Raw genomic sequence first — 25,356 nt, 5'->3', positions numbered from 1 at the left:
GAAAGTGTGATGCGATGTACTCTATATGCTCAATATTACGCTTCGATTACATTTTGCACATAATTTATGCGGCCTTGTTCAAAATATGGTCAAGGGCTTTGCTTGGAAGCAGACGTTTTAAAAGCGCAAAAATTTTCGTTGGTCTGGTCACGCGATAACGATGTTTGGGATGTTTTGCTTGTAGAGCATGCATAACCGGAGCAACACAAGCCTGTGGAGGCAACACAAATGGGTTGTTTGAGGATTCCTTTTCTAGCCGCTTTAATTGCAGCAGATATTGCTGGTGATGGCGACTGTGTTCAATATTAATCCACTTTTTAAATGCGCGTAGACCGTTGGCTCGAAACTGAGTTTCAATCGGCCCAGGCTGAACAATGCTGACTTTTACATTGCTTTCTCTCAGTTCTAACCTCAGAGTGTCTGTCCATCCTTCCAAGGCAAATTTTGAACTGTTATATGCGCCGCGATATTTCATAGCGGCAAAGCCAAGTACCGAACTGATTTGAATGATTCTAGCGCTGGGCTGGGCAAGTAAAGTTGGCAGTAATCCCGTAGTCAGTTCATGCCAACCAAAAAAGTTACTTTCGAATTGGGCACGCAGAGCTTCGGTGGGTAAATCTTCTAATGCGCCTGGTTGGCCGTATGCGCCATTATTGATCAACGCATAAAGCTTGCCTTGGCTAACTTGGTTGATTGACGAAATTGCAGATTGAATCGATTGGCTGCTGTTTAAATCAAGTTGAATACAATCTAGCCCCATTTCTCGTAGCCGCTCGACGTCATGAGCTTTACGGCAAGACGCTAGAACACGGTAACCGTGTTGTTTAAGGTCAGTGGCTAGCTGGTAGCCGATGCCTGTTGAACACCCGGTAATGAAAATGTATGGCTGATTAGAGTTTGGCGAGGTCATTAAGTAAGTCACTTTCCACTGTTATGTTGTAATAGGTGTTTGAGGGCTGGCTGAATTCGCGAGTAGGTAAATTGAAAGCCAAGCTCAGTTAATTTTTTCGGTTTGGCGCAGGCGCTATCAAACAGCAGCATAGAGCTTTCGCCCATCAGCAACCTCAATACCCATTCGGGGGTAAATAGTAGATGAGGACGATGCAGGGTTTGAGCGAGGGTTTGACTGAATTCGCGATTGGTTACTGGGTGTGGCGCGCAGAGATTAAACGCACCTTGAGCACTCGGATTTTCCAACAAATAAACAATTGCTTGCACCATATCTTGCATATGAATCCAAGCCATATATTGGTTTCCAGCGCCGATCGGGCCGCCAAGTCCTAAGCGATAGGGCAGCAACATTTTTTTGAGCGCGCCGCCTTGTGGCGCAAGTACCACTCCGGTGCGCAGTAAGCAAACGCGTGTCTGCTCAGATTGCGCGCCTAATGCGATGTTTTCCCATTGAGCGCAGACTTGATGGGGAAAAGTGTTAAGCGTGACTTGCAAGCTCTCATCAAATTCGCTTTGCTGCTGATCGCCATAATAGCCGACCGCCGAACCACTGATAAACACACTCGGCGGTTGACGACTTGCGCCGCACAGAGCTACCAATTTTTCAGTGGTCACCCAGCGGCTATAACAGATACGTTTTTTTTGCTCGCTACGCCAACGTTTATCGGCAATCGGCTCGCCAGCAAGATTGATCACCGCATCGAAGTCGTTGAGATTGCTAAGCTCTTCTAATTGGTTGAGATAACGAATATGACCGTGATCGAGATGGGCGAGTTTGTTTTTGGCGGCCTCTGGATCACGGCTGAGCACCACCAATTGATGGGATGCCAACAATTTAAGCAGTTCTTTGCCGATAAAGCCTGTTGCGCCAGTTATCAGTATTTGCATCCGTGCCCCCTCATTTTTGTTTCAATTATAGCGAGTTAGTCGAGTTCGTGAGCAACTTGTTTGTCTGCCTTATTTGCTGACTATAGGGTATTTGAATTTCGCTTCAATCACAAAAACGTCGATTCGTTGAGCCTAATGCCATCGATCTCGAGCAGATCACACCGAGTAAAAATTTGAGCTGCCAGTCTATATAGGTCAAATAAGAGAGGGCCAAATGTCTGGAATGATTGCGCTATTTAAAGCTATGTTGGAAAGTTTGCGCGATTTAGTGCCCATCATTTTAGTGGTGAGCTTTTTTCAATTGGTGGTACTTCAGGAACCGCTGCCGCAGTTAGTGTCGATTTTAATCGGTCTATTTTTAGTGGTATTGGGGCTAACGCTGTTTATTTTTGGGTTGAAAATGGGTCTGTTTCCAATCGGTGAAACTATGGCTCAAGCTTTTGCTCGCAAGGGCTCGCTCAGCTCACTAATGGCGTTTGCTTTCTGTTTGGGGTTTGGCACCACAGTAGCGGAGCCTGCGTTGACTGCTATCGCCCAAGAGGCCGCAGAAGTAGCGGCTCAAGGTGGCGTCATCGCAAATACCCAAACCAATATTGAAGAGTATGCACTTGGATTACGCTTGACGGTTGCGCTGTCAGTGGGCTGCGCAATTATGCTCGGTGTGCTGCGGATTCTAAAAGGTTGGCCAATCTCCAGATTGATTATGGGAGGTTATCTTGGCGTGGTGTTGCTGACGCTGGTGGCGCCGGAATTCATCATTGGTGTGGCCTATGACTCAGGCGGGGTCACCACGTCAACCATCACCGTTCCTCTGGTAACGGCGCTGGGCATTGGTTTGTCATCGGCCATCAAGGGACGTAATCCGATGATTGATGGCTTTGGACTAATTGCGTTTGCGTCATTGCTGCCGATGATGTTTGTGATGGTTTACGGCATGGTGGTTAGCCAATGAGCGAGTGGCTGAGTTTGTTGATCGACACCATAGGAGATGTCTTGCCAATCATCACGATCATTTTTATTTTTCAGTGGGGAATATTACGTCGACCAGTCGCCAATTTAGGCAAAATTCTTTTGGGGTTTGTGTACGTTATTTTAGGCCTATCGCTGTTTCTGGTTGGCTTAGAAAAGGCGCTATTTCCGCTGGGTAATGAAATGGCCAAACAGTTGACCGCCAGTGAATTTCTGAGCCGTGTGCGTATCTCATCTTCTGAAATGTTGTCCAACATCGATTATTACTGGGTGTACATTTTCGCTTTTTGTATTGGATTTAGCACCACCATTGCTGAGCCAGCTTTGATCGCCGTCGCGATGAAAGCCAATCAAGTTTCTGGCGGCAGTATCAAGGTACAGGGGCTTAGAATTGCGGTCGCTTTTGGTGTCGCGATCGGTATTGCATTTGGCTGTTATCGTATCGTCGCTGGTGACCCGATTCAGTACTACATTATTGCAGGATATCTGGTGGTGGTGATTCAAACTCGTTTTGCGCCAGCGGTGATTGTCCCGTTGGCGTATGACTCTGGCGGTGTGACGACCTCGACAGTCACTGTGCCACTGGTGGCAGCTCTGGGCCTTGGGCTTGCCTCTACCGTTCCGGGGCGTAGCCCTGTGATGGATGGATTTGGACTGATTGCTTTTGCGAGCTTATTTCCGATTATTTCTGTGATGGCGTATGCGCAGTTAACCGATTGGTTAAATAAGCGGGCGAGTCGTAAGGAGAATGATAATGCGATTTAAATTGTTACTGGCATTTGTTGAAGACAGCAAAACCGATGCGGTGTTAGATGCGGCGCGTGAGGCAGGAGCGACGGGGGCCACAGTGATTAATAATGCGCGCGGGCAAGGGTTGAATCAGAAAACTACGTTTTTTGGTTTAACCCTAGAGGTGCAAAAAGATGTGCTGCTGTTTGTGGTTGAAGAGCATCTGTCACGACATATTTTGGAAACCATCGCTGAGGTTGGTGAGTTTGAACAAGAGTCAGGGCAGGGGATTGCGATTCAGATTGATATCGAAGATGCAGTGGGCGTTGCGCATCAAATGGAGCGCTTAACAAAAGTAGTCGAGGACGAACTATGATGGCACACGAAAAAATTTGTGTTCGCGATGTGATGGGTAATAGCTATGTGATGGTCGATGGCTTGACCACAGTACAAGAAGGCATTCAACTGGCCAGAAAGCACCAAGTGAAAGCTTTAGTGGTGGATAAGCGTCATGAGCACGATGAGTACGGCATTGTACTGATGAACGATATTGCTAAAAAGGTGCTGGCGCAAAACCGCGCACCGACTCGGACTAATATCTATGAAATTATGACCAAACCTGCGTTGACGGTTGCACCGGACATGAACGTTAAATATTGCGCACGCTTGTTTGAACGATTTGGTATTAGCCGAGCTCCGGTTATCGAAAATGGCCAAGTGATCGGTATGGTCAGCTATAACAATATCGTGCTCAATGGTATGGCGGTGGATAGCGATAATTAGTGGAATCTGTACAATATCCTTATTGAATTTAAGGAGAAGTGCGATGAAACTGTTTTTTGCCTCCGATTTACACGGTAGTTTGCCAGCAACGGAATGTGTGCTTGAAACGTTTGACCGTAGTGGTTGTGATACTTTGATCTTGCTTGGGGATTTACTTAATCATGGGCCAAGAAATCCAGTCCCAGATGGTTACCAACCCGCCCAAGTGGCCGAGCGACTCAATGAGTATGCGGACAAAATCATTGCAGTGCGCGGAAATTGCGACAGCGAAGTGGATCAAATGCTACTCAAGTTTCCAATGATGTCTGATTATGCCTGGGTGATGTTGGCAAGCGGTCAGCGACTGTTTGTGACCCATGGGCATCTTTATCATAGTGATAAGCGGCCAATGCTGCGCCGCGGCGATATTTTGGTTCATGGCCATACGCACATTCCTCTTGCTCATGAGGATGACGGCTGCGTGATATTTAACCCGGGTTCGACCACATTTCCGCGCCAAGCTTATGAAGCGAGCTATGGCGAATTGCAAGACGCAGAGCTCAAAGTAAAGAACTTTGCTGGAGAGGTTTTGCTGCAACACACCGTGTAAGCCGCGCTGTTCTTACCCATTTAAATAAAGGGTCATTAAAATAAAAGGGCCATTACGGCCCTTCAATTACAATGTCATTGGCTATCTGAATGGCCTAAGCTGCGCTCAGGGTCAATCACATCTCGCACGCGTTGCTTTAGCTGCTTCGCTTCTGGAAAACCGTTGTCGCGCTTACGCTCCCAGATTTGCTCACCATTACAAAGCACCTCGAAACGTCCACCTGTATCAGGGTGCAGGGCAACTTGCTCGAGATCTTCACTGAAGGTATGTAAAAGCTCTTGGCCTAGCCAAGCGGCGCGCAGCATCCAGTTACACTGGCGGCAATAATAAATATCGATACTTGCTTTAGTGTTCATCGCTTAAGTCCCATCTTAACCATTAATTGGACGACAAGATCGTCGAGCCGTGATTTAAGCTCGTTAACAGTAAGGTTTTGTCGTTGACCACATCGATACGGCGACTTTGCTGTGCGTCAACTTTAAACAGCTGAGTAATCAGAGCCAATTGTGTGCGAGTAAAGCTCTTGGACTGTTGTGACGATACATCTTTGAATTCAGTTGGTGATACCAACAAATAGCTATCGCTGATGCTCCATTCGCCCGTTTCTGAAAAATTCAGCGTACTGGAATCGGCGCTGTTTTCTGAATACAGAGTAATCATCGCAACGCGGATGTAATGCCCGTTAGGCAGATATTTGACGTTGGAGTTGACGACTGCTTTACGTAGTGGACCGACGGTATTTTCTTTATCGACATCACTAATGATAGTCACCATCTTTGACTGCCACTCACGTGAGGTTAGCACTTGCTCCATTTTGAAGTCGCTTCCCCAATATAACCACGCGCTAAATAAAATCGAGGCAAACAGCGCAACCAGAGCGATCTTTTGATAGGTATTTTTCATCATTATTGACACACTTTATTTAAGCCATTTTGATCTGCGAAAATACGCAACGTGATGTTTTCACTCGAGTGTTCAAGTGGGTGAATATAATTAAGCACCAACTGATGTCCTTGCCCACCAGTTGCGATGATTTCGACGGGATTATAGTCACCGTGGTATTTTTGCTTGTATTGATTGACGCACAATTCAATTGACGGCAACCAGGCTTGCAGTGAAGGGTGGTTGATGGGAGTTCGAATCGGCACGTTGTCAAACACCGCAATATCTCGAAATTCTGATTCACTGGGCTCTGAGAGCATAAACACAGCAATCGGCAGTATTATTGCAACGAGTATCATCAGTTTTTCTAGCATGCCCCAACGCTGTTTTGGCTGAGCGGTTAGAGTGATGCTTGGTGTTGTAGGTTCAACCGATTCCACGACAGGGGAGCTGGAAGCGACCACAGGCTCTAGTGGCAAGACATCGTCATTCACCAACTCCTCGACTTCAGCCTGGACTGGCAGGGCAGGCTCTTCGAGTGGCGGTTCTTTGTCTTGATTTTGCTGCGCTTGATTGGTTTCAACATCACAGATCAATTGATAGCCGCGTTTGGGCACAGTTTTCACAAATTCAGGTGAGCGAGTTGAGTCGTGAAGCATTTTTCGCAGCGTTGAGATGGCTTGAGTTAGACTGGAATCGTCGACCTCAAAACCTTGTTCACGCCAGACAAAATCGTGCAATTCATTACGTGTTACAACTTGATTTGGGTTTTCTGCCAGCAGGAGCAGAATTCGGCTTTCATTGCTTCCTAAACGGATGACGTCATCATCGTTATTTATATCAATCAGAGAGTTATTATTAGGATCAAAAATGAAGCGATTTGCTAGATTAAACTTATTGCCAATTTGACTCATTGATATGACCATTACATGTGGTTAGGTATCATTTGCTGTAGATATTGTCTTTATAAGACCAAATGTACTCTTTATTAAATTTATATTTTTTTAGATAGATAGAATAATCAAAACAAATACAAAAAAACATTGTTTTCATGGTTTTTTACACCTTTTGACCTTGAATTTACATTTACTACCCTCATCTTTAACTCGAACTCATCATACCTTTATCGCAGGGGCTTCCCGCGGTAGTTTAGTAACGATGTTATGGAGTAAACATGAGCGAAACCGTCACTAACAATAAAGAAACTCGTGGTTTTCAATCAGAAGTGAAGCAACTGCTTCATTTAATGATTCATTCTCTTTATTCCAACAAAGAGATCTTTTTACGAGAGTTGATTTCAAACGCGTCAGACGCGTCGGATAAGCTGCGTTTTCAAGCGTTATCCAATTCAGAACTTTATCAAGGCGATGCGGACCTTGGTGTGAAGCTATCGTTTGATGAAAAAGCCAATACCTTAACCATCTCGGATAACGGGATTGGTATGAGCCGCGATGATGTCATTGAACACCTAGGTACCATTGCAAAATCAGGCACCGCCGATTTCTTCTCTAAGTTATCGGAAGAGCAATCAAAAGATTCACAGTTGATTGGTCAATTTGGTGTGGGCTTTTATTCGGCGTTTATCGTCGCTGATGCCGTGACGGTACGTACTCGTGCTGCGGGCGTCGCAAGCGATCAAGCAGTGCAATGGCACTCGGCTGGTGAAGGCGAGTATACCATTGAAACGGTTAATAAAGAATCGCGTGGTACCGATATCGTGCTGCACATGCGCGAAGAAGGCAAAGAGTTCTTAAATGAATGGCGCCTGCGTGAAGTGATCAGTAAATATTCGGATCACATCGGCATTCCGGTGTTTATTCAAACCGTAGTGCGTGATGACGAAGGTAACGAAACCGAACAAAAAACTTGGGAACAGGTTAACAAAGCCCAAGCGTTGTGGACTCGCTCTAAGTCAGACATTAGCGACGAAGAATACCAAGAGTTTTACAAGCATGTTTCTCACGATTTTGCCGAGCCACTAGTGTGGGCGCACAACCGTGTTGAAGGTAAAAATGATTACACCAGCTTGTTGTACATTCCTTCAAAAGCACCATGGGACATGATGAACCGCGACCATAAGAGCGGTTTGAAGCTCTATGTTCAACGTGTGTTCATTATGGATGACGCAGAGCAGTTCATGCCCTCTTACCTGCGTTTTGTACGCGGTTTGATCGATTCAAATGATCTGCCACTTAACGTGTCACGTGAAATTCTGCAAGACAACAAAGTAACTCAATCGCTGCGCAGTGCTTGTACTAAGCGTGTGTTAACCACACTTGAGCGCCTTGCGAAAAATGAGCCAGAAAAATACCAAAGTTTTTGGAAAGAATTTGGCTTGGTAATGAAGGAAGGCCCTGCGGAAGATTTTGCCAACAAAGAAAAAGTGGCGGGATTGCTGCGCTTTGCATCGACCGAAAACACCTCATCGGAGCAAAATGTTGGCCTTGCTGATTACGTTGCACGGATGAAAGAAGGCCAAGATAAGATCTTCTATCTCACTGCAGACAGCTACTCGGCGGCGAAAAACAGCCCGCACCTTGAGCAGTTCAAAGCCAAAGGTCTGGAAGTGATTCTGATGTATGATCGCATCGATGAGTGGTTGATGAACTACTTAACTGAGTTTGATGGCAAGCAGTTCCAGTCGATCACTAAAGCGGGTCTCGATTTAAGTCAGTTTGAAGACGAAGCGGAAAAAGAGAAACAGAAAGAAACTGAACAAGAGTTTAAATCTGTTGTGGAACGTACCAAAGAATACTTGGGCGATCGCGTCAAAGAAGTCCGCACCACCTTCAAACTGGCGTCAACGCCAGCGGTAGTGGTGACGGATGATTTTGAAATGGGTACCCAAATGGCCAAACTGCTGGAAGCTGCGGGTCAAGCGGTACCAGAAGTGAAGTACATTCTGGAAATTAACCCAAATCATGATTTGGTGAAACGCATGGCCGATGAACCTGATGAGCAAGCCTTTGGTCGCTGGGTTGAGGTATTGCTTGGTCAGGCAATGCTGGCAGAACGCGGTTCAATGGAAGACCCAACTCAGTTTGTTGGGGCGATTAACCAACTGCTCGCGAAAGCGTAACCTGACGTTTAAAGATAAAGCCCGCAAGATGCGGGCTTTTCAGTGCTAAATTGCCGAAATTCGTTGAACGGTCTTTATCGTTGAGCGCTGTGTCGTGAAAATGGCATATCAGGACATTCTTTAGTCGTAGTCGCAGCTTCTTTACCTGAAGTTGTGATAAAATCCAAGACTTGAATGTCAATAACAACGCGTGTATTTTGCACGCCTACTTTTAGTCATCTTATACCGAAACTTATCGTAGCCTCTGTTGGTGAACATGCCTCGCAGTGAGCTTCGGTATAATACTTTTATCTAAAGAGGATTACACATGCGCATCATTCTTCTAGGTGCTCCAGGTGCAGGTAAAGGCACACAAGCTCAGTTCATCCAAGAGAAATTTGGTATTCCACAAATCTCAACCGGTGACATGCTTCGTGCAGCAATCAAAGCAGGAACTGAGTTAGGCAAACAAGCTAAAGCCGTTATCGATGCAGGTCAGCTAGTTTCAGATGACATTATTCTCGGATTGATCAAAGAGCGTATCGCGCAAGATGATTGTGAGAAAGGCTTCCTATTGGATGGCTTCCCACGCACAATTCCTCAAGCAGATGGCTTGAAAGAGATGGGCGTTGATATCGATTACGTGATTGAATTTGACGTTGCAGACGACGTAATCGTTGAGCGTATGGCAGGCCGTCGTGCTCACCTGGCTTCTGGTCGTACTTACCACTTAGTTTACAATCCGCCAAAAGTGGACGGTAAAGATGACATCACGGGTGAAGATCTGGTGATTCGTGATGACGACAAAGAAGAAACCGTTCGCGCTCGTCTAGGTGTGTACCATGAGCAAACTGCACCGCTTATCGAGTACTACGGTAAAGAAGCGAAAGCTGGTAACACTAAGTACCTTCAATTTGATGGTACTAAGCCTGTAACTGAAGTAAGTGCTGATATTGAGAAGGCGCTAGCGTAATTCGGCTATCGGCTCGATAACGAACTTGTTATAGTGAAAGCGACTCGAAAGAGTCGCTTTTTTGATCTGAGTTAAGCGTTTACGCCTATAAGTTGATGCGGAGTTTTAAACACAAATTTAAATCAATACATCCGCATAGATAAAGGCAGTTGTTGAGTCTAAATAGTAAGGGTGCAATGAACGAGAATAAAAAAACTGGTGTGTTGCTGGCCAACTTAGGTACACCGGAATCACCTACCGCGCCGGCGGTTAAACAATTTTTAAGCGAATTTTTGCATGATCATCGCGTCGTTGATATGAATCGATGGTTATGGTGTCCGATTCTTCATGGCGCAATCTTGCCATTTCGTTCGCCGAAAGTGGCCAAACTTTATCAAACCATCTGGATGGATGGCGGCTCGCCGCTAATGGTGTATTCAAAGCGCCAACGTGAAGCGCTTAACGCGCAGCTTGGTGTTCCCGTTGAACTGGGTATGACTTATGGCAACCCAAGTATTCAGAGCGGAATTGAAGCACTGCTGGCCGAGGGAGTGGAGCGCTTGGTGGTACTGCCTCTCTATCCGCAATATTCTGGGACCACTACAGCCGCTGTTTTTGATGCAGTTGCTAACGCGTTCAAACAAGCGTCCTACATCCCCGAACTCTATTTTGTTGGCGATTATCATAATCACCCGCTGTTTATTAAAGCTCTAGCGGCGAAGGTGCGTGACAGTTGGCAGCAGCATGGAAAGGGCGATTTACTGCTGTGTTCTTATCACGGTATTCCAAAACGCTACGCCGATAACGGCGATGTCTATCCTCGCCACTGTGAAGAGACGACGCGTTTACTCGGCATTGAACTGGGGCTTTCTGAGCAACAAATCAAGATGACTTACCAATCTCAATTTGGTAAAGAAGAGTGGTTGCAGCCATATACGGATAAAACCATCGAAGCGTTACCAAGCCAAGGTATTAAGAACATTGATGTTATCTGTCCAGCATTCTCAGTCGATTGTTTAGAAACGCTTGAAGAAATCTGCGAGCAAAACCGCGAGGCATTTATGGAAGCGGGCGGTGAGGTTTTTCATTATGTGCCGTGCTTGAATGCAGACGATGCTCATGTCGCCTTGATGGCGCAACTAGTTCGAGAAAAAAGCGCATAATCATCCGTTTCTGCGCAATAAAAAAGGCACCCATGGGTGCCTTTTTCGATTCTTAGTGATTATGCTGTTTGCGTTTCAGCTTGCGGCGTTTCTTCCACCGCATTGCCTTCAGCGCCGTGCATCCATTTCACTAACTGGTTCGAGAACAACAATAGCAGCACTCCGCTGATGGCTGCGGCGATGGCGATTCCGCCAAAGATAGCCGTGGCGCCCAATTCACCAACGTGTGAACCGATCAGTCCCGCAATATAGTTGGCGATCGCAGTGAATCCAAACCAAGCACCCATCATAAGTGACGCTAGGCGAAGCGGCGCCAATTTGGTCACCATAGAGAGACCGATTGGAGATAGACACAGTTCACCTAAAGTATGGAAGAAGAACGCACCCACAAGCCACCACATCGAGGTTTTCACGGTAGTATCACCGCCTTGCTCCATCACAGCGCCAATCATGCACACAAAGCCAAGAGCAAGGAAAAACAGTGCAACCGCAAATTTAACCGGTGAGCTAGGCTCACGTTTGCCCATTTTTACCCAAAGCGCAGCAAGAACAGGCGCCAGTGTGATAACAAAGAATGGGTTAAGAGATTGGAACCAAGCCGCTGGAACTTCAAAACTGCCAATCATACGGTCAGTATATTCTTGAGTGTAGATATTCATCAGACCGCCCGCTTGTTCAAAGCCAGCCCAGAAGACAATCACAAACAGACCCATGATCATAATCACTTTGAGGCGATCGCGTTCTTGTTTGGTCAGTGGTTGTTTGGTTACGTTATGCTTTTTCGCCAAGTCGCGTTTCGCCGCTGGAACCACGCCGATTTTGCCAAGCCAACGTCCCGCAAACATCATTTGCATGACTAGGCTAATCACCATACCGATACCGGCAGTGACGAAACCGTATTTCCAACCAAAGCTGTCGGTAACCGAACCGGCAATCACGCCCGCAAGCAAAGAGCCAAGGTTGATACCCATGTAGAAAATAGTGAAGGCACCGTCACGGCGGTGGTCGCCTTCATCGTAAAGGTCACCAACCATAGTCGAGATATTGGGCTTAAATAGACCGTTACCAAGAATCAGTAGACACAGGCCTAAATAGAAGGCATGAAGTTCATCAAGGCCAAATAGCGCACCGTGTGGCAAAGCGAGAGTAAACTGACCAATGGCCATCAGCGCACCACCAATTAGGACAGAGCGGCGCTGACCAAGGTAGTTATCTGCTAACCAACCACCAATAAGTGGTGTAATGTAGACAAGGCCGGTATAGATACCATAAAGGTCAAGGGCATCTTTAGTGCTCCAGCCCATACCACCATTGATAGTAGCGTCTGTTAAATACAGTACTAAAATCGCGCGCATTGCGTAGTAGGAAAAGCGCTCCCATAGTTCAGTACCGAAAAGAAGGAATAAGCCGCGAGGGTGGCCTAAGATTTGATGATGTCGGTTTGCCATATAATTCTGCTATTAGATCTTATGTGAGGTGAATATTTTACTTTATTTATTCTCACCGGATAAATATGTTAAAAATATGATTTTGTAGGGATTTTCTGTATGTTTGGGTATAACGTATTGAAACGGAAAAATATTTTAGTGATGTGCATCGCGAAATTTATGTAATGAAAACTATGATTTCATAAATGCGGTGTAGTTATCGCCTTACAAAGATAAGTGTGGTGTGCGGTTTAACGGTTTGACGATAAATGTTAGCATGGCCAAAAAAGAGTTGGTTTAGGCAGATGAATAATTGGTATTTGTTGTATTGCAAACGTGGTGAACAGGCGCGAGCGAAATTGCATCTTGAGCATCAAGGCGTCGAATGCTATTACCCGCAAATCACCATTGAGAAAATTGTTCGAGGCAAGCGCCAATCAAAGCTTGAGCCTCTGTTTCCTTCGTATGTATTTATTCGTTTTGATTGCGAAAAAGGGCCGACATTTACTACGGTGCGTTCAACTCGTGGCGTGGTAGATTTTGTGCGTCAAGGCGCAACGCCGCAAGTTTTGCAAAGCGAGTTAATCGATACGCTAAAAAACGTTGAACAGCAAGAAGTCGCGCCGCAATCACAGGGGCCCGAAAAAGGCCAAACGTTACGGGTGAGAAGTGGTCAGTTCGCTGGTATTGATGCCATTTATCAAGAACCCGATGGTGAAACACGATCGATTTTGCTGGTTACGTTGCTGAATACACCAGTGGAAATGAGTGTTGATAACCAAGATATTGAATTTTAATCTCTATTTATAGAGTCAAAAAAAGGCGCAGAATCCTGCGCCTTTTTAATGTTCTCTGTTTATCGCATTATGCGGTATATGCGTCGTTGTGAACGGTTTGTACCGCACGACCTGATGGGTCAACACAGTTTTTGAATGATTCGTCCCATTCAATCGCTTTTGCTGAAGAACATGCCACAGAAGGACCACCAGGAACACACTCTACTGCAGATGGCAGTGGGAACAACTCTTCAAAGATTTCACGGTACATATAACCTTCTTTGGTACTTGGTGTGTTGTATGGGAAGCGGTACTCAGCGGTTTCCATCTGTTGATCGGAAATACGTTCAGCCGCAACAGCTTTAAGCGTATCGATCCAGCCATAGCCAACACCGTCCGAGAATTGCTCTTTTTGACGCCATGCGATAGAAGCTGGAAGGTAGTCTTCAAAACACTCACGTAGAATGTGTTTTTCCATCTTACCGTTGCCACACATCTTGTCAGCTGGGTTAAGGCGCATTGCCACATCGATAAATTCTTTATCCAGGAATGGGACGCGACCTTCTACACCCCATGCAGCCAAAGATTTGTTGGCACGCGCACAGTCAAACATGTTCAGTGCCAGCAGTTTGCGCACGGTTTCTTCGTGGAATTCTTGAGCGTTTGGCGCTTTGTGGAAGTACAGGTAGCCACCAAAGATTTCGTCGGCACCTTCGCCAGACAACACCATCTTAATGCCCATCGCTTTGATCTTACGCCCCATAAGGAACATAGGCGTGGATGCACGAATGGTGGTGACATCGTAAGTTTCAATGTGGTAAATCACGTCACGAATTGCATCCAAGCCTTCTTGAATGGTGTAAGTCATTTCGTGGTGAACGGTACCGATTTGCTCTGCGACTTCGCGAGCGGCTTTGAGATCCGGCGCGCCTTCCAAACCAATGGCAAACGAGTGCAGTTGTGGCCACCAAGCTGCTGATTTTTCGTCATCTTCAATGCGCATTGCCGCATAACGTTTAGCCACAGCAGAAGTGATCGATGAATCTAAACCGCCGGATAGCAATACACCGTAAGGTACATCAGTCATCAGTTGGCGTTTTACCGCCGCTTCCAACGCTTCTTTCAGCTCTTCTTTGCTGGTGGTGTTACCTTGTACTGCTGCGTATTCGTTCCAATCGCGAATGTAGTAGCGTACTGGGCCAGCATCTTGTGAGCCGTAGTAACAGCCTGGAGGGAATTCGCTAATGGTGCGACAAACGGGCACTAACGCTTTCATTTCAGATGCGACATAGTAGTTACCGTGTTCATCATAACCTTGATAAAGAGGAATAATACCAATGTGGTCGCGACCAACGAGGTACTGATCTTTCTCTTCATCGTAAAGCACAAAAGCGAAAATGCCGTTGAGTTCTTCCAGCAGGTCTGCGCCCATCTCTTGGTAAAGCGCAAGAATTACTTCACAGTCAGAATCGGTCTGAAAGTCGTACTTGTCTTTGTAACGTTGACGGATTTCTTTGTGGTTGTAGATCTCGCCGTTGACGGCAAGGACTAATTTTTTATCTGGGCTGTAAATTGGTTGCGCGCCGCTATTGAGACCGACGATGGCCAAGCGTTCGTGCGCAAGGATGGCGCGTTCCGATGAGTAGATACCTGACCAGTCAGGACCACGGTGACGTAATTTTTTAGACATTTCCAGCGCGATAGGGCGAAGCGCTTGCGAGTCACTTTTAATATCTAAAATTCCAAAGACAGAACACATAACCAATTCCTTTGTTAAATTTATTTTTTACGGCGATGGGGTTAATCTGCCACTTTGATTAATAAATGCAACCCAGAAGTAGGCAAAATAAAACATTAATCGCTTTAAGGTGAATAAAATTTAATTAAATCTATATTATTTTAAATAAAATATACTTTAAGTCATAATTTGAGCGCATATGCGTTAATTGTCTTAGATTTTAAAGAAAAAAAAGCGGCTCGAAAGCCGCGTTGTGGTCAGACTTTGGTAAAGTTTGGTGAGAGTTGATCACACACGTGGCGGGCAAAACCGCTTCCTGCTTCGCGATAGATATTAAAGGCGGCGTCCACTCCGCTTTCCATCAATTCATCGACCTGATCCGGATACTCAGCAATCGCGGCAATTTGACCTTTAAACGCGCGGCGTTTTAGCTGCTCTAGCGCAATTTGGTTACCTTGGTGGTGGGGCATAGCGAGCAAGACTAACTTGACGTTGGCGGTATCAAGAATGCGCTCCCAAAAATCGGAGTCGGTCGCGTCACCGGCAATCACGTTTCGACCTTGAGCGCGGTGCTCATGAGCCGCATCTTCACGAACTTCAACCCCAAGGCTGATTTTTCCATAGCGCTCGCGTAGATCGTCGTACGCCCCGGTACCAATTCGACCCATACCTAAAATCAAAATTTGAGCGTGACCTGGGTTAATGCGTCGGTCTTTGATGTGGAGATTTTCTGCGGTTTGCTCTTTGAGCCACTTGGCCGATTTCTGATACAACTCGTGACCTTTGCGGTTAATCGGTGCTGCGACAATGAATGACATCGACACAGAAAGCGCGAGAGCCACGAGAATATCATCGCCCATCCAACCCATCTTGTAGGCCAAACCGCCGAGAATCAGACCAAATTCACTGTAGTTAAGCAGGCTAAACGATGCCATTAATGAGGTTCGAACTCGAAATTTGAAGCGGTTAAGCACCCAGAAATACAGTACGCCTTTGAGTGGTAATAACAGTAGGATCAACACGGCGAGTGCAAGGCCTGCAAGAGTTGGCTGAACCGATAACCCGATGTTAAGGAAAAAGCAGATCAGAAAAATTTCTTTGAGGTTAAATAAGGCTTTTGACAGTTCTGATGCCTTGCTATGCCCAGCCAGTAGCATACCGAGAATCAATGCGCCTAAATCGGCTTTCATTCCAACCAGTTCAAATAGCCCAGCACCGACGACGAGTGCGAAAAAAATGCCGATCAAAATCAACATCTCACCATGGCCGACTTTATCAAGTAGGCGATAAAACAGCGGGCGCAGGAAGGGGAGAATAAATAGCCCGATGGCATACCAATGCGGCAGCTTACCGGTTGAAGCGGTTAAAAATACTACTGCGAAAATATCTTGCATAACCAAGATGCCAATCGCGATGCTACCAAAGGTGGCATTCATCTCGCCCTTTTCTTGCAGCGATTTAACGGCAAATACGGTGCTTGAAAACGACAGAGCGAAGCCAAGTAGTGCGAGCTGCGAATAATCCATAGAGGCGAGCGAACTGACACCGAGCAGTTTGAAGCAGCCAAGGATAAGGGTAAAAAGCGATGTGGAGAGCAGATTATGCAGCGTTGCACCACCCCAGATCTCTTTGGACATCAGCACCTTGATGTCGAGCTTAAGGCCGATGCTAAATAGCAACAAAGTCACACCGAGGTCGGCAAGTTCAACGATAGTTTCGTTGCTCGTATGGCCAAAGGCGTGCAGACCAAACCCAGCGAGTAGAAATCCAACTAACGGAGGAAGGTGACATTTTAATGCGATAAACCCCGCCACAAAGGCGGCACTAATAAGAATAAGGTCCATGAATGAGTTGTTCTCGCTAAATATAAAAAAGGGCTAGGTTGTCGAACTTAGCCCTGAAGTTTATCTCATAACCGTACCTGATGCGGCTATTCTTCGAGTAATTTTTGCAGTAAAACACCATTAAGCATGGCACGCTTGATCATCGCAAAAGCGCCAATGGTGGGTTGCTGGTCAATTTCTGATGCGACGATCGGCAACTGTGAGTGGAAAGTCTTAAGTGACTGATTTTCCACATTGCGCTGAATGGCGGGGAAGATAATGTCGCTGCTGCGCGTGATATCACCGGCAATAATCACTTTTTGTGGATTAAACAGGTTAATGGTGATCGCAATCGCTTTACCCAGTTGGTTACCAACTCGAACCAAACTTTGTTTCGCAAGTTCATCACCTGCATTGGCGTGTTCACAAATAGTCACGATATTAAGGCTTTCGACATTTGCCAGGCTAGATTCGTACCCTTGAGCGATGAGTTTTTTCACTCGCTCGATAATGGCGGGGTTGGCCGCCACAGTTTCAAGGCAGCCGAAGTTGCCACATTGGCATTGTTCACCCAGTGGATCGATTTGAATGTGACCAATTTCTCCCACATTGCGGTTATGGCCTAGAAACACTTGACCATTCACGATAATTCCAGCGCCAGTTCCGCGATGCACACTGACTAAAATCGAATCTTGGCAATCTTGGCTGGCGCCAAAATAGTGTTCAGCAAGTGCCATGCCTCTGACGTCATTACCGACAAAACACGGCACTTTGAAGGTTTCAAGAATTAAATCTGAAATCGCTAGGCTATTGACTGAGATATTGGGCATGTAGTCAACCACGCCAGTTTCAGGGTTGACCAAACCAGGCAGTGAAACACCAATCGCGATCAGTTGCTTGATCAGAACTTGTTGGTGGTCGATAAAGTTGGCTATGTGCTCGATAAGACCATCAACTAATTCACTTTGCTTAGTGTAGTAAAACTCGAGATGCTCGGAGATTAGCTCCTTGCCACCTAAGTTGTATAAGCTGATTTGAATATAATCGCGGCCAAGGCGCACAGCGACAGAATGGAAAGGTTCAACTTCGGTGGTGAGGGAAATGGCTCGGCGACCACCGGTTGATGCCTGTTGCGCGACCTCTTTAATTAGGCCGCGCTCAAGAAGTTGGCGGGTTATTTTGGTGACGCTTGCCGGCGCCAATTGGCTGACATCCGCGACTTGAATTCTAGAAATAGGCCCTTGTTGATCAATCAGGCGGTAGACAGCCGCACTGTTGAGTTGTTTTACTAAATCTACGTTACCTATTTGTCCGCCATTCATGCTCTATTTTTACTCGTATTGTCCGTTAACTATCGTTTTAAGGACGTTGAAATCGCGGTCAAATGCGGTCAAGTTTGCCACCATCCCTTTACGAATTCGGCCAAGCTTATGATCCACACCGATCGCTTTCGCAGGGTACAATGTAGCCATGCGTAATGCTTCATCCAACGCGATGCCGACGTGCTCAACGGTATTTTGCACCGCTTCAATCATGGTGAGCGCTGAGCCGCCGAGTGTGCCGTTTTCATCAACACACTTACCATTACGGTAATATACTTTCTTACCAACAAAAATAAAGTAATCCATTTCAGCGCCTGCGGGAGCTGTGGCATCCGTCACTAATACTAATTTTTCGCCCTTAATTTTGTGCGCGATTCGAATGTTGGCGTAGTCGACGTGAAAGCCGTCCGCAATAATGCCAGCGTAGACATCTTGGGTATCGTAAATGGCGCCTACTACGCCGGGTTCACGTCCGACACTTGGTGTCATAGCATTGAACAGGTGGGTCGCAAAACTAATGCCGGCTTCAAACCCCTGACGAGCTTGCTGATAAGTAGCATTGGTATGGCCGATAGAAACCACAATGCCAGCTTCGGTCAGGCGACGAATATGGTTATGGTCATTTTTTTCAGGTGCCAACGTCACTTTGGCAATAACATCTGAATTTTGGCAAATAGTATCAATCATGTCGCTACTGGATGGGCGAATGTAGTCTATATTGTGAATGCCTTTTTTCTCAGCGTTTAAATACGGCCCTTCAAGATGCAGCCCCAAAGAGTGGTGCTGGTATTGAGCATGATAGTCACGCGCAGCCTGAATTGCGGCTTTCATATCTTGGTCTGAAGAGGTGATTAAAGTCGGTAAGAAGCTAGTACAACCGGATTTCAAGTTTGCTTGATGCATCGTGTGCAGCCCATTAACACTGATGTCATCGTTGAACATCACGCCGCCACAACCGTTTAACTGCAAATCAATGAATCCCGGGCTTAAGTTCGCGCCAGCGAGATCGTGGGTTTTGATGTCTGATTTCAATTTGCCAATCGGGCAAACGGCATCAATCAGCCCATCTTTAATCACAACTGCGTGTTGAGTTAACACGTCGCTACCGGTGAAAATTTTACAGTTTGTTAGCGCGTACATAGTTAGCTAATCCTTCTCTGATTCGAGTTGTTGTTGCTAAAGCCCCGTATGGAAAGCATGAACGATGATGAAACTTTATTCGTGTCGTTCATTTAGGAGGCGAAAATACAATAAAACGAGTTGCCATAAGCCGGGTCAATAGCTTGTTATTTTTATTGGCAGACAAGCTTATCTCTGTATCTAAACAGAGAAATATTACCATTAAGCTTTGATTTTACTTGGGTAATATTGCTCTTGTCATTGAGAATAGCCCGAGACTTCCACAAGGTTTATCATTTTTTGTATTGTAAAATAAGTTTTATGATGCTGCTAGCAAAAAAACCGAACTGGGCTAACTTCAGGTGATTGCGATCACAAAAGATAAGGTTTTAATTTGCGGAGCAAAATTAAAACCATAAACTGAATTCAACTAAATTGTGCGACCAAAAAAAGTCGTTCAATAATAAATAATATCCTATAGGGGGAACTATAAGGTGAATATTCTTGGTTACTTTCAAAGCGTAGGTAAAGCGCTGATGGTACCCGTGGCAACCTTGCCAGCGGCGGCCATATTGATGGGTATCGGGTACTGGATCGACCCAAATGGTTGGGGGGCGAATTCCGCTTTAGCCGCATTTTTAATTAAAGCGGGTGCGGCAATCATAGATAACATGTCGGTGCTGTTTGCCGTGGGTGTTGCGTTTGGTATGTCAAAAGACAAAGACGGCGCAGCGGCGCTTTCCGGTTTTGTTGGCTTCCTTGTCGTCACAACGTTGTTATCACCAGGAGCGGTTGCACAAATTCAAGGTATTGATCCGACTGCTGTTCCAGCAGCATTTTCTAAAATCAACAACCAGTTTGTTGGTATCTTGGTTGGTATTATTTCAGCTGAGATTTATAACCGCTACTCAAGTGTTGAATTGCACAAAGCGCTGGCTTTCTTTTCGGGTAAACGTTTAGTTCCTATTTTGACCTCTTTTGCTGGTATCGTTATCGCATTTGTTCTGATGTATGTGTGGCCTGCAATTTATGGCGCATTGGTTAACTTTGGTGAGTCGATTCAAGGTCTCGGCGCAACAGGTGCGGGCATCTACGCATTCTTTAACCGTTTGCTGATTCCTGTTGGTTTGCACCATGCACTGAACTCAGTGTTCTGGTTCGATGTGGCTGGCATCAACGACATTCCAAACTTCTTAGGTGGTGCCAAATCGATTGCTGAAGGCGTGGCGACACCTGGTGTAACAGGTATGTACCAAGCAGGTTTCTTCCCAATCATGATGTTTGGTCTTCCTGGCGCGGCGCTGGCGATTTACCACACCGCGAAACCTGAGAACAAAGCGAAAGTGGCATCGATCATGATTGCAGCAGGCTTTGCTTCTTTCTTCACTGGTGTGACTGAGCCTTTGGAATTCTCATTCATGTTCCTTGCACCGCTACTTTATGTATTGCATGCAGTGCTGACTGGTATCTCAGTGTTTATCGCAGCATCAATGCACTGGATGGCGGGCTTTGGGTTCTCGGCAGGTCTTGTGGATATGGCGTTATCAACACGTAACCCATTAGCTGTGAACTGGTACATGCTGATTGTTCAAGGTCTGGTGTTCTTTGCGATTTACTATGTGGTGTTCCGTGCAGTTATTCTGCGCTTTAACCTCAAAACACCTGGCCGTGAAGATGAGACTGCAAGCTCAGGTAAAAAAGTTCAAGGTTCTACCGACTCAGCAAAATTGGCGAAACAATATTTGCAAGTACTTGGCGGACACCAGAATCTTGCCAATATCGATGCATGTATTACCCGTTTACGTCTCACTGTGAAAGATATGTCTGTGATTGACGAGCAGCAGTTAAAAGATCTTGGTGCGATGGGGGTTGTGAAACTCGGTTCGAATAACCTGCAGGTGATTCTTGGTCCTTTGGCTGAAATCATTGCCGGTGAGATGAAAAATATTCACCCATCAGACGATGTTTCTAACGCGTAACTTACGCACATAGCTATAATATCGAATACTATAAAATCAAAGCCTCCCATTGGGAGGCTTTATGTTTTTGTGCGGCAAATAAAATTCTTGGATCATTGTAGTCTGAGCTTGATAGGGCAAGACTTGCAGCGCGATCACCAACTTGGTTATAGAATGACCATTAACGGCGATTATTTTTCAATAAAACTTGAGATATAGTTGTGCATTCGCAAAGAATTGTGGATCATTACCGCTATTATATTTTGCAGCCTGGTCGTGGTGTTTTTACCCCCACCAGTTGCAACACCCTTTCTTCGACAATACTACAATAATTGAGGTGCTATTGATGAGTGAAGCTGAGGCTCGTCCATCGAATTTCATTCGCCAAATCATTGATAAAGATTTAGCGGATGGCAAACACACAAGCGTGCATACTCGTTTTCCACCAGAACCAAACGGTTATCTTCATATTGGCCACGCTAAGTCAATTTGCTTAAACTTTGGTATTGCCGAAGACTACCAGGGACAGTGCAACCTTCGCTTTGATGACACCAACCCTGAGAAAGAAGACGTCGAATACGTTGAATCGATCAAAAACGATGTAAGCTGGTTAGGCTTTCAGTGGAGCGGTGATATCTGCTACTCATCGAACTACTTTGACAAATTGTATGATTATGCCATTGAGCTGATCAACAAAGGTCTCGCGTACGTTGAAGAGCTAAGCCCAGAACAAATTCGTGAATACCGTGGCACGCTAAAAGAGCCAGGTAAACCAAGCCCATACCGCGATCGCAGTGTTGAGGAAAACTTGGCGCTATTTGAAAAAATGCGCGCCGGTGAATTTGCCGAAGGCAGCGCGTGCTTACGTGCAAAAATTGATATGGCATCATCGTTTATGGTGATGCGCGATCCTGTGCTATATCGGGTTCGATTTGCTTCACATCACCAAACTGGTGATAAATGGTGCATCTACCCGATGTACGATTTCACTCACTGTATTTCTGATGCGCTAGAAGGCATTACCCACTCGCTATGTACGCTGGAATTCCAAGATAACCGTCGTTTGTATGATTGGGTATTGGAAAACATTACCATCGATTGTCAGCCACATCAGTATGAGTTCAGTCGTCTGAATCTTGAATATACCGTGATGTCTAAACGTAAATTGAATCAGTTGGTGACTGAAAAACTGGTTAACGGTTGGGATGACCCACGTATGCCAACCATCTCTGGTTTGCGTCGTCGTGGTTTCACAGCTGCTTCAATTCGCGAATTCTGTAAGCGAATTGGGGTAACTAAGCAAGACAACATGATTGAGATGAGCTCTCTTGAATCGTGTATTCGTGATGACCTTAACGACAATGCACCACGTGCTATGGCAGTGATCGATCCGGTTAAAATCGTGATTGAAAACTACGAGCAGGGCAAAGTGGAAACCTTAACGGTTGCCAATCATCCAAACAAACCAGAAATGGGTGCGCGTGATGTGCCATTTACCCGCGAGGTTTGGATTGAGCGCGAAGATTTCCGCGAAGAAGCGAACAAGAAATATAAGCGTTTGGTGCTTGGCAAAGAAGTTCGTCTGCGCGGTGCTTATGTGATTAAAGCTGAACGCATTGAAAAAGACGAGCAAGGTAATATCACCACGATTTTCTGTAGCTACGATGCGGATACGTTAGGTAAGAATCCGGCAGATGGCCGTAAAGTGAAAGGTGTTATTCATTGGGTATCGGCTGAAAAATCAGTTGCCGCTGAAATCCGATTGTATGACCGCCTATTTACGGTGCCAAATCCTGCAGCGTCAGATAACTTCTCTGAAACCATCAACCCAGAATCGTTAGTGGTGAAACAAGGTTATGTTGAACCAAGCCTAGCGACTGCAGCGCCTCAAGAAGGTTATCAGTTTGAGCGTATCGGTTATTTCTGTGCCGACAAGGATTCAAGTGCTGAGCGTCCAGTGTTTAACCGCACGGTTGGCCTGCGTGATACTTGGGCAAAAATTGCTGATTAATCAAGATAAAAAATGGGTCACGCTTTGGCGTCACCCATTTAATCATCGTTTCGTTTTATCGATTCGATAATGTCAGTAACAAAAAAGGCGCTTAAAGCGCCTTTTTTATTTTTTCTCTTTATGAGCGTCAGGATTGTTTTTACATGAACCGTCGCCGCATTTGCCGTACAAGTACAAACTGTGGTTGGTTAAGATGACGTTATAACGAGCCGCAATTTCTTTCTGGCGGTTTTCGATTAACTCATCTGAAAATTCAATCACTTCGCCACAATCAAGACACACGAGATGGTCGTGGTGATGTTGGGTCGAGAGTTCGAAAACGGACTTTCCGCCTTCAAAGTGGTGACGGGTTACGATACCCGCATCATCAAATTGGTTTAAAACACGGTAGACCGTGGCAAGGCCAATCTCTTCGCCGAGATCAATCAGCTTCTTATACAGTTCTTCAGCACTGATGTGTTGGCACTCAGGTTGCTGAAGTACCTCTAAAATCTTTAGCCTTGGAAGGGTAACTTTAAGACCAGCATCCTTCAACGCTTGGTTGTTGTCTGACATATACGTTCCTGTTGATGATCTGCAGCGATTAACAGCATTCATTATTCCGGATATTATAGGTTAGTATAGAGGAACAATAAACCACGAACTTCAAAGGGTTACTAGAGGGTTATCATAAAATCGTGCGATATCACTGATATTAAACATCCGACCAGTTACAATTCGTTAACTTAATCAAATTGTGATGGAGCACGTGAATGAATTCTTCGCTATCAAAGCTTTTAACACCAAGAGTGGCGAAAACCTTATTAAACGCTTGGCCGCCGTTTTGGGGCGCGGGAATTAAAATAACCGAAATAGGCCAAGATTTTCGTCAAGTTAAAGTGAAATTAAAGCTTCGTTGGTGGAACAAAAACGCCAATCGTACCCAATATGGCGGTAGCATCTTTTCTCTCACTGACCCCATCTATGCGCTGATGTTAATGCGTATTCTCGGTGAGCAGTACTATGTGTGGGATAAAGAGGCGAGTATTAATTTTATTAAACCAGGACAGACGGATCTGTTCGCTGAATTTTTGATCACTCAACCTCAACTCGACGCAATATTGAGCCAGACGATGAGTGGCGACAAACATTTTCCATGTTTTGATATTCACATTAAAAATGCCGATGGAGAAGTGGTTTCTCACGTACAGCGTAAGCTTTATGTACGTAAAAAAAGCCCGTTTCGAGATGACCAATCGCCCAATTCGGCATTAACCGACCAATCTTAAGGTATGAACCTGTGTTGGTGATCTCTACACATATTTATCCATGCTTCGGCAACTTTTGATACGTAGCGGTCACCATGCCAAATCACACCTAAGTGCCAGTCTATGTTGGGCGTTGTTGGCTTTACGATGACTCCTTCACCTTTAATTCTATGGCATAAAGGTTTAGGTAAAAACGCCACGCCAACACCGCTTTTAACTAGTGCGACTAAAAAATCCCATTGACTGCTACGAGCTGCGATTTGAGGGCTGAAGCCTTGGTCGCTGCATTGTTTTGCAATACATTCACTCAAAGTAAATTCTTTGGTGTAGATATAAAAGGGCTCATTTTTCAGTTTGGCCCAGTCTACACTGGCAAAATTTCTCCATTCGTCGGTGTCTGGGAGTACTGCCATGATCGGATAGTTGGATAACTCCATCACATTGAGATGAGTATGCGTCGTTTCCGAGAGCATGGTAAACGCCACATCAATTTCGCCATCTAGCACGGCTTGCTCAATTTTACGTCCGCCATATTCGACGATCGTTAACTCAATATTGGGGTAGGTTTGACGAAATTGACGGATCAAGCCCGCGTATAAGTGCCCAACCATCGGTGGTATACCTAAGTTCAAATGCCCACGTTGCAGATGGTTGAGATCAATCAGTTCCGCTTCGAGTTGTGTCATGTGCGTCAGTATTTCCTGCGCACGTTGATAAACAATTTCGCCAGCATCAGTCAGCCAAAAACGCCGCCCATCGCGATGAAGTAAGGGTTGGTGAATCTCTTGCTCTAAGCTTCGAATCATTTTGCTAATCGTCGGTTGAGTCACAAATAGCTTTTCTGAAGCACGGGTAAAGCTCTGCTGATCGACCAATTCAACAAAATATCTTAATGCTTTGACATCCATGCGCGCTCCATTGTGCTACATCGTTTAATTCATTCCATTTTGGCATACTTTTGATAATTAAAA

Annotated in this window: 24 protein-coding genes; 12 read left to right on the top strand and 12 right to left on the bottom strand. The window is 45.6% G+C overall.

From position 1 onward, the window contains the following. Window positions 1-64 precede the first annotated feature (64 nt). Window positions 65-910: an SDR family oxidoreductase gene (locus BLS03_RS17060; protein ID WP_093276697.1), complete on the bottom strand. Its 846-nt coding sequence runs from the start codon at window positions 908-910 to the stop codon at window positions 65-67. Window positions 911-918: 8 nt separating this feature from the next. Continuing rightward, the gene (locus BLS03_RS17055; protein ID WP_093276696.1) at window positions 919-1,839 is read right to left on the bottom strand and encodes a TIGR01777 family oxidoreductase; all 921 of its coding nucleotides are present in this window, start codon (window positions 1,837-1,839) and stop codon (window positions 919-921) included. A 214-nt stretch (window positions 1,840-2,053) separates the two neighbouring features. Here BLS03_RS17055 and BLS03_RS17050 point away from each other — a divergent pair, with 214 nt between their 5' ends. The 5 genes from BLS03_RS17050 to yfcE are packed head-to-tail and all read left to right on the top strand — an operon-like array spanning window position 2,054 to window position 4,909. Then, window positions 2,054-2,791, top strand: a complete 738-nt coding sequence (locus tag BLS03_RS17050; protein WP_093276694.1) for a DUF1538 domain-containing protein — start codon at window positions 2,054-2,056, stop codon at window positions 2,789-2,791. Continuing rightward, window positions 2,788-3,573: a DUF1538 domain-containing protein gene (locus BLS03_RS17045; protein WP_093276691.1), complete on the top strand. Its 786-nt coding sequence runs from the start codon at window positions 2,788-2,790 to the stop codon at window positions 3,571-3,573. Before BLS03_RS17050 ends, BLS03_RS17045 begins: the two co-directional genes overlap by 4 nt. Next, window positions 3,563-3,913, top strand: a complete 351-nt coding sequence (locus BLS03_RS17040) for a P-II family nitrogen regulator (protein ID WP_093276689.1) — start codon at window positions 3,563-3,565, stop codon at window positions 3,911-3,913. The genes BLS03_RS17045 and BLS03_RS17040 overlap by 11 nt, the downstream gene beginning before the upstream one ends. Beyond that, on the top strand, window positions 3,910-4,320 hold the full coding sequence (locus BLS03_RS17035) for a CBS domain-containing protein (RefSeq protein WP_093276686.1): 411 nt from the start codon (window positions 3,910-3,912) through the stop codon (window positions 4,318-4,320). The genes BLS03_RS17040 and BLS03_RS17035 overlap by 4 nt, the downstream gene beginning before the upstream one ends. 43 nt (window positions 4,321-4,363) lie before the next feature. After that, window positions 4,364-4,909 carry a phosphodiesterase gene (yfcE, locus tag BLS03_RS17030; RefSeq protein ID WP_093276685.1) on the top strand — a complete coding sequence of 182 codons (546 nt, stop codon included), beginning with the start codon at window positions 4,364-4,366 and terminating at the stop codon, window positions 4,907-4,909. A 74-nt stretch (window positions 4,910-4,983) separates the two neighbouring features. On the opposite strand, the gene BLS03_RS17025 is transcribed toward yfcE, so the two are convergent. Genes BLS03_RS17025 through BLS03_RS17015 form a run of 3 tightly spaced genes read right to left on the bottom strand, consistent with a single transcriptional unit; the run spans window position 4,984 to window position 6,705 of the window. Then, entirely contained in the window at window positions 4,984-5,265 is a 282-nt protein-coding gene (locus tag BLS03_RS17025; RefSeq protein ID WP_093276682.1) for an Rdx family protein, read from the bottom strand. 22 nt (window positions 5,266-5,287) lie between these two features. Beyond that, window positions 5,288-5,815 (bottom strand): regulatory protein ToxS, encoded by a 528-nt coding sequence (locus BLS03_RS17020; protein ID WP_281241241.1) that lies wholly within the window; start codon window positions 5,813-5,815, stop codon window positions 5,288-5,290. Beyond that, window positions 5,815-6,705 carry a transcriptional regulator gene (locus tag BLS03_RS17015; protein ID WP_093276679.1) on the bottom strand — a complete coding sequence of 297 codons (891 nt, stop codon included), beginning with the start codon at window positions 6,703-6,705 and terminating at the stop codon, window positions 5,815-5,817. The genes BLS03_RS17020 and BLS03_RS17015 overlap by 1 nt, the downstream gene beginning before the upstream one ends. A gap of 260 nt (window positions 6,706-6,965) precedes the next feature. Between BLS03_RS17015 and htpG the strand changes: the two genes are divergently transcribed. The 3 genes from htpG (at window position 6,966) to hemH (ending at window position 10,964) form a co-directional block, all read left to right on the top strand. Beyond that, window positions 6,966-8,870 carry a molecular chaperone HtpG gene (htpG, locus tag BLS03_RS17010; RefSeq protein WP_093276676.1) on the top strand — a complete coding sequence of 635 codons (1,905 nt, stop codon included), beginning with the start codon at window positions 6,966-6,968 and terminating at the stop codon, window positions 8,868-8,870. 307 nt (window positions 8,871-9,177) lie between these two features. Continuing rightward, a complete protein-coding gene (gene adk, locus BLS03_RS17005; protein ID WP_093276673.1) occupies window positions 9,178-9,822 on the top strand; it encodes an adenylate kinase in 645 nt (214 codons plus the stop codon). A 176-nt stretch (window positions 9,823-9,998) separates the two neighbouring features. Beyond that, a complete protein-coding gene (gene hemH / locus BLS03_RS17000) occupies window positions 9,999-10,964 on the top strand; it encodes a ferrochelatase (protein WP_093276670.1) in 966 nt (321 codons plus the stop codon). Between the two features lie 59 nt (window positions 10,965-11,023). Here hemH and BLS03_RS16995 read toward each other — a convergent pair whose 3' ends face one another. After that, window positions 11,024-12,412, bottom strand: coding sequence for a peptide MFS transporter (locus tag BLS03_RS16995; RefSeq protein ID WP_093276667.1), 1,389 nt, complete (start codon window positions 12,410-12,412; stop codon window positions 11,024-11,026). 284 nt (window positions 12,413-12,696) lie between these two features. On the opposite strand from BLS03_RS16995, the gene rfaH reads away from it, so the two are divergent. After that, complete coding sequence (gene rfaH, locus BLS03_RS16990; RefSeq protein ID WP_093276664.1) at window positions 12,697-13,188, top strand: transcription/translation regulatory transformer protein RfaH; 492 nt, start codon at window positions 12,697-12,699, stop codon at window positions 13,186-13,188. 67 nt (window positions 13,189-13,255) lie between these two features. Here the strand turns inward: rfaH and asnB are convergent, their stop codons facing one another. The 4 genes from asnB to nagA all read right to left on the bottom strand — a co-directional run bounded on the left by asnB (window position 13,256) and on the right by nagA (window position 19,190). Then, window positions 13,256-14,926, bottom strand: a complete 1,671-nt coding sequence (gene asnB, locus BLS03_RS16985) for an asparagine synthase B (protein WP_093276661.1) — start codon at window positions 14,924-14,926, stop codon at window positions 13,256-13,258. Between the two features lie 236 nt (window positions 14,927-15,162). Next, window positions 15,163-16,749, bottom strand: coding sequence for a cation:proton antiporter family protein (locus tag BLS03_RS16980; RefSeq protein WP_093276658.1), 1,587 nt, complete (start codon window positions 16,747-16,749; stop codon window positions 15,163-15,165). Between the two features lie 86 nt (window positions 16,750-16,835). Beyond that, window positions 16,836-18,050 carry a DNA-binding transcriptional regulator NagC gene (nagC, locus tag BLS03_RS16975; protein ID WP_093276657.1) on the bottom strand — a complete coding sequence of 405 codons (1,215 nt, stop codon included), beginning with the start codon at window positions 18,048-18,050 and terminating at the stop codon, window positions 16,836-16,838. A gap of 9 nt (window positions 18,051-18,059) precedes the next feature. After that, entirely contained in the window at window positions 18,060-19,190 is a 1,131-nt protein-coding gene (gene nagA / locus BLS03_RS16970) for an N-acetylglucosamine-6-phosphate deacetylase (RefSeq protein ID WP_093276654.1), read from the bottom strand. 473 nt (window positions 19,191-19,663) lie between these two features. On the opposite strand from nagA, the gene nagE reads away from it, so the two are divergent. Next, window positions 19,664-21,148: an N-acetylglucosamine-specific PTS transporter subunit IIBC gene (nagE, locus tag BLS03_RS16965; protein WP_093276652.1), complete on the top strand. Its 1,485-nt coding sequence runs from the start codon at window positions 19,664-19,666 to the stop codon at window positions 21,146-21,148. Window positions 21,149-21,473: 325 nt separating this feature from the next. Beyond that, window positions 21,474-23,138: a glutamine--tRNA ligase gene (gene glnS / locus BLS03_RS16960; protein WP_093276650.1), complete on the top strand. Its 1,665-nt coding sequence runs from the start codon at window positions 21,474-21,476 to the stop codon at window positions 23,136-23,138. 105 nt (window positions 23,139-23,243) lie between these two features. On the opposite strand, the gene fcrX is transcribed toward glnS, so the two are convergent. After that, window positions 23,244-23,693, bottom strand: coding sequence for a ferric iron uptake transcriptional regulator FcrX (fcrX, locus tag BLS03_RS16955; protein ID WP_093276647.1), 450 nt, complete (start codon window positions 23,691-23,693; stop codon window positions 23,244-23,246). Between the two features lie 197 nt (window positions 23,694-23,890). Between fcrX and BLS03_RS16950 the strand changes: the two genes are divergently transcribed. Then, window positions 23,891-24,406 carry a DUF4442 domain-containing protein gene (locus BLS03_RS16950; protein WP_093276643.1) on the top strand — a complete coding sequence of 172 codons (516 nt, stop codon included), beginning with the start codon at window positions 23,891-23,893 and terminating at the stop codon, window positions 24,404-24,406. Here BLS03_RS16950 and BLS03_RS16945 read toward each other — a convergent pair. Then, the gene (locus BLS03_RS16945) at window positions 24,403-25,293 is read right to left on the bottom strand and encodes a LysR family transcriptional regulator (protein ID WP_093276640.1); all 891 of its coding nucleotides are present in this window, start codon (window positions 25,291-25,293) and stop codon (window positions 24,403-24,405) included. The genes BLS03_RS16950 and BLS03_RS16945 overlap by 4 nt on opposite strands. Between the last annotated feature and the right edge of the window lie 63 nt (window positions 25,294-25,356).

The organism is Vibrio xiamenensis, assembly GCF_900100015.1.
Classification (GTDB): Bacteria; Pseudomonadota; Gammaproteobacteria; order Enterobacterales; family Vibrionaceae; genus Vibrio; species Vibrio xiamenensis.
This window is presented reverse-complemented; position numbering and strand designations above follow the sequence as displayed.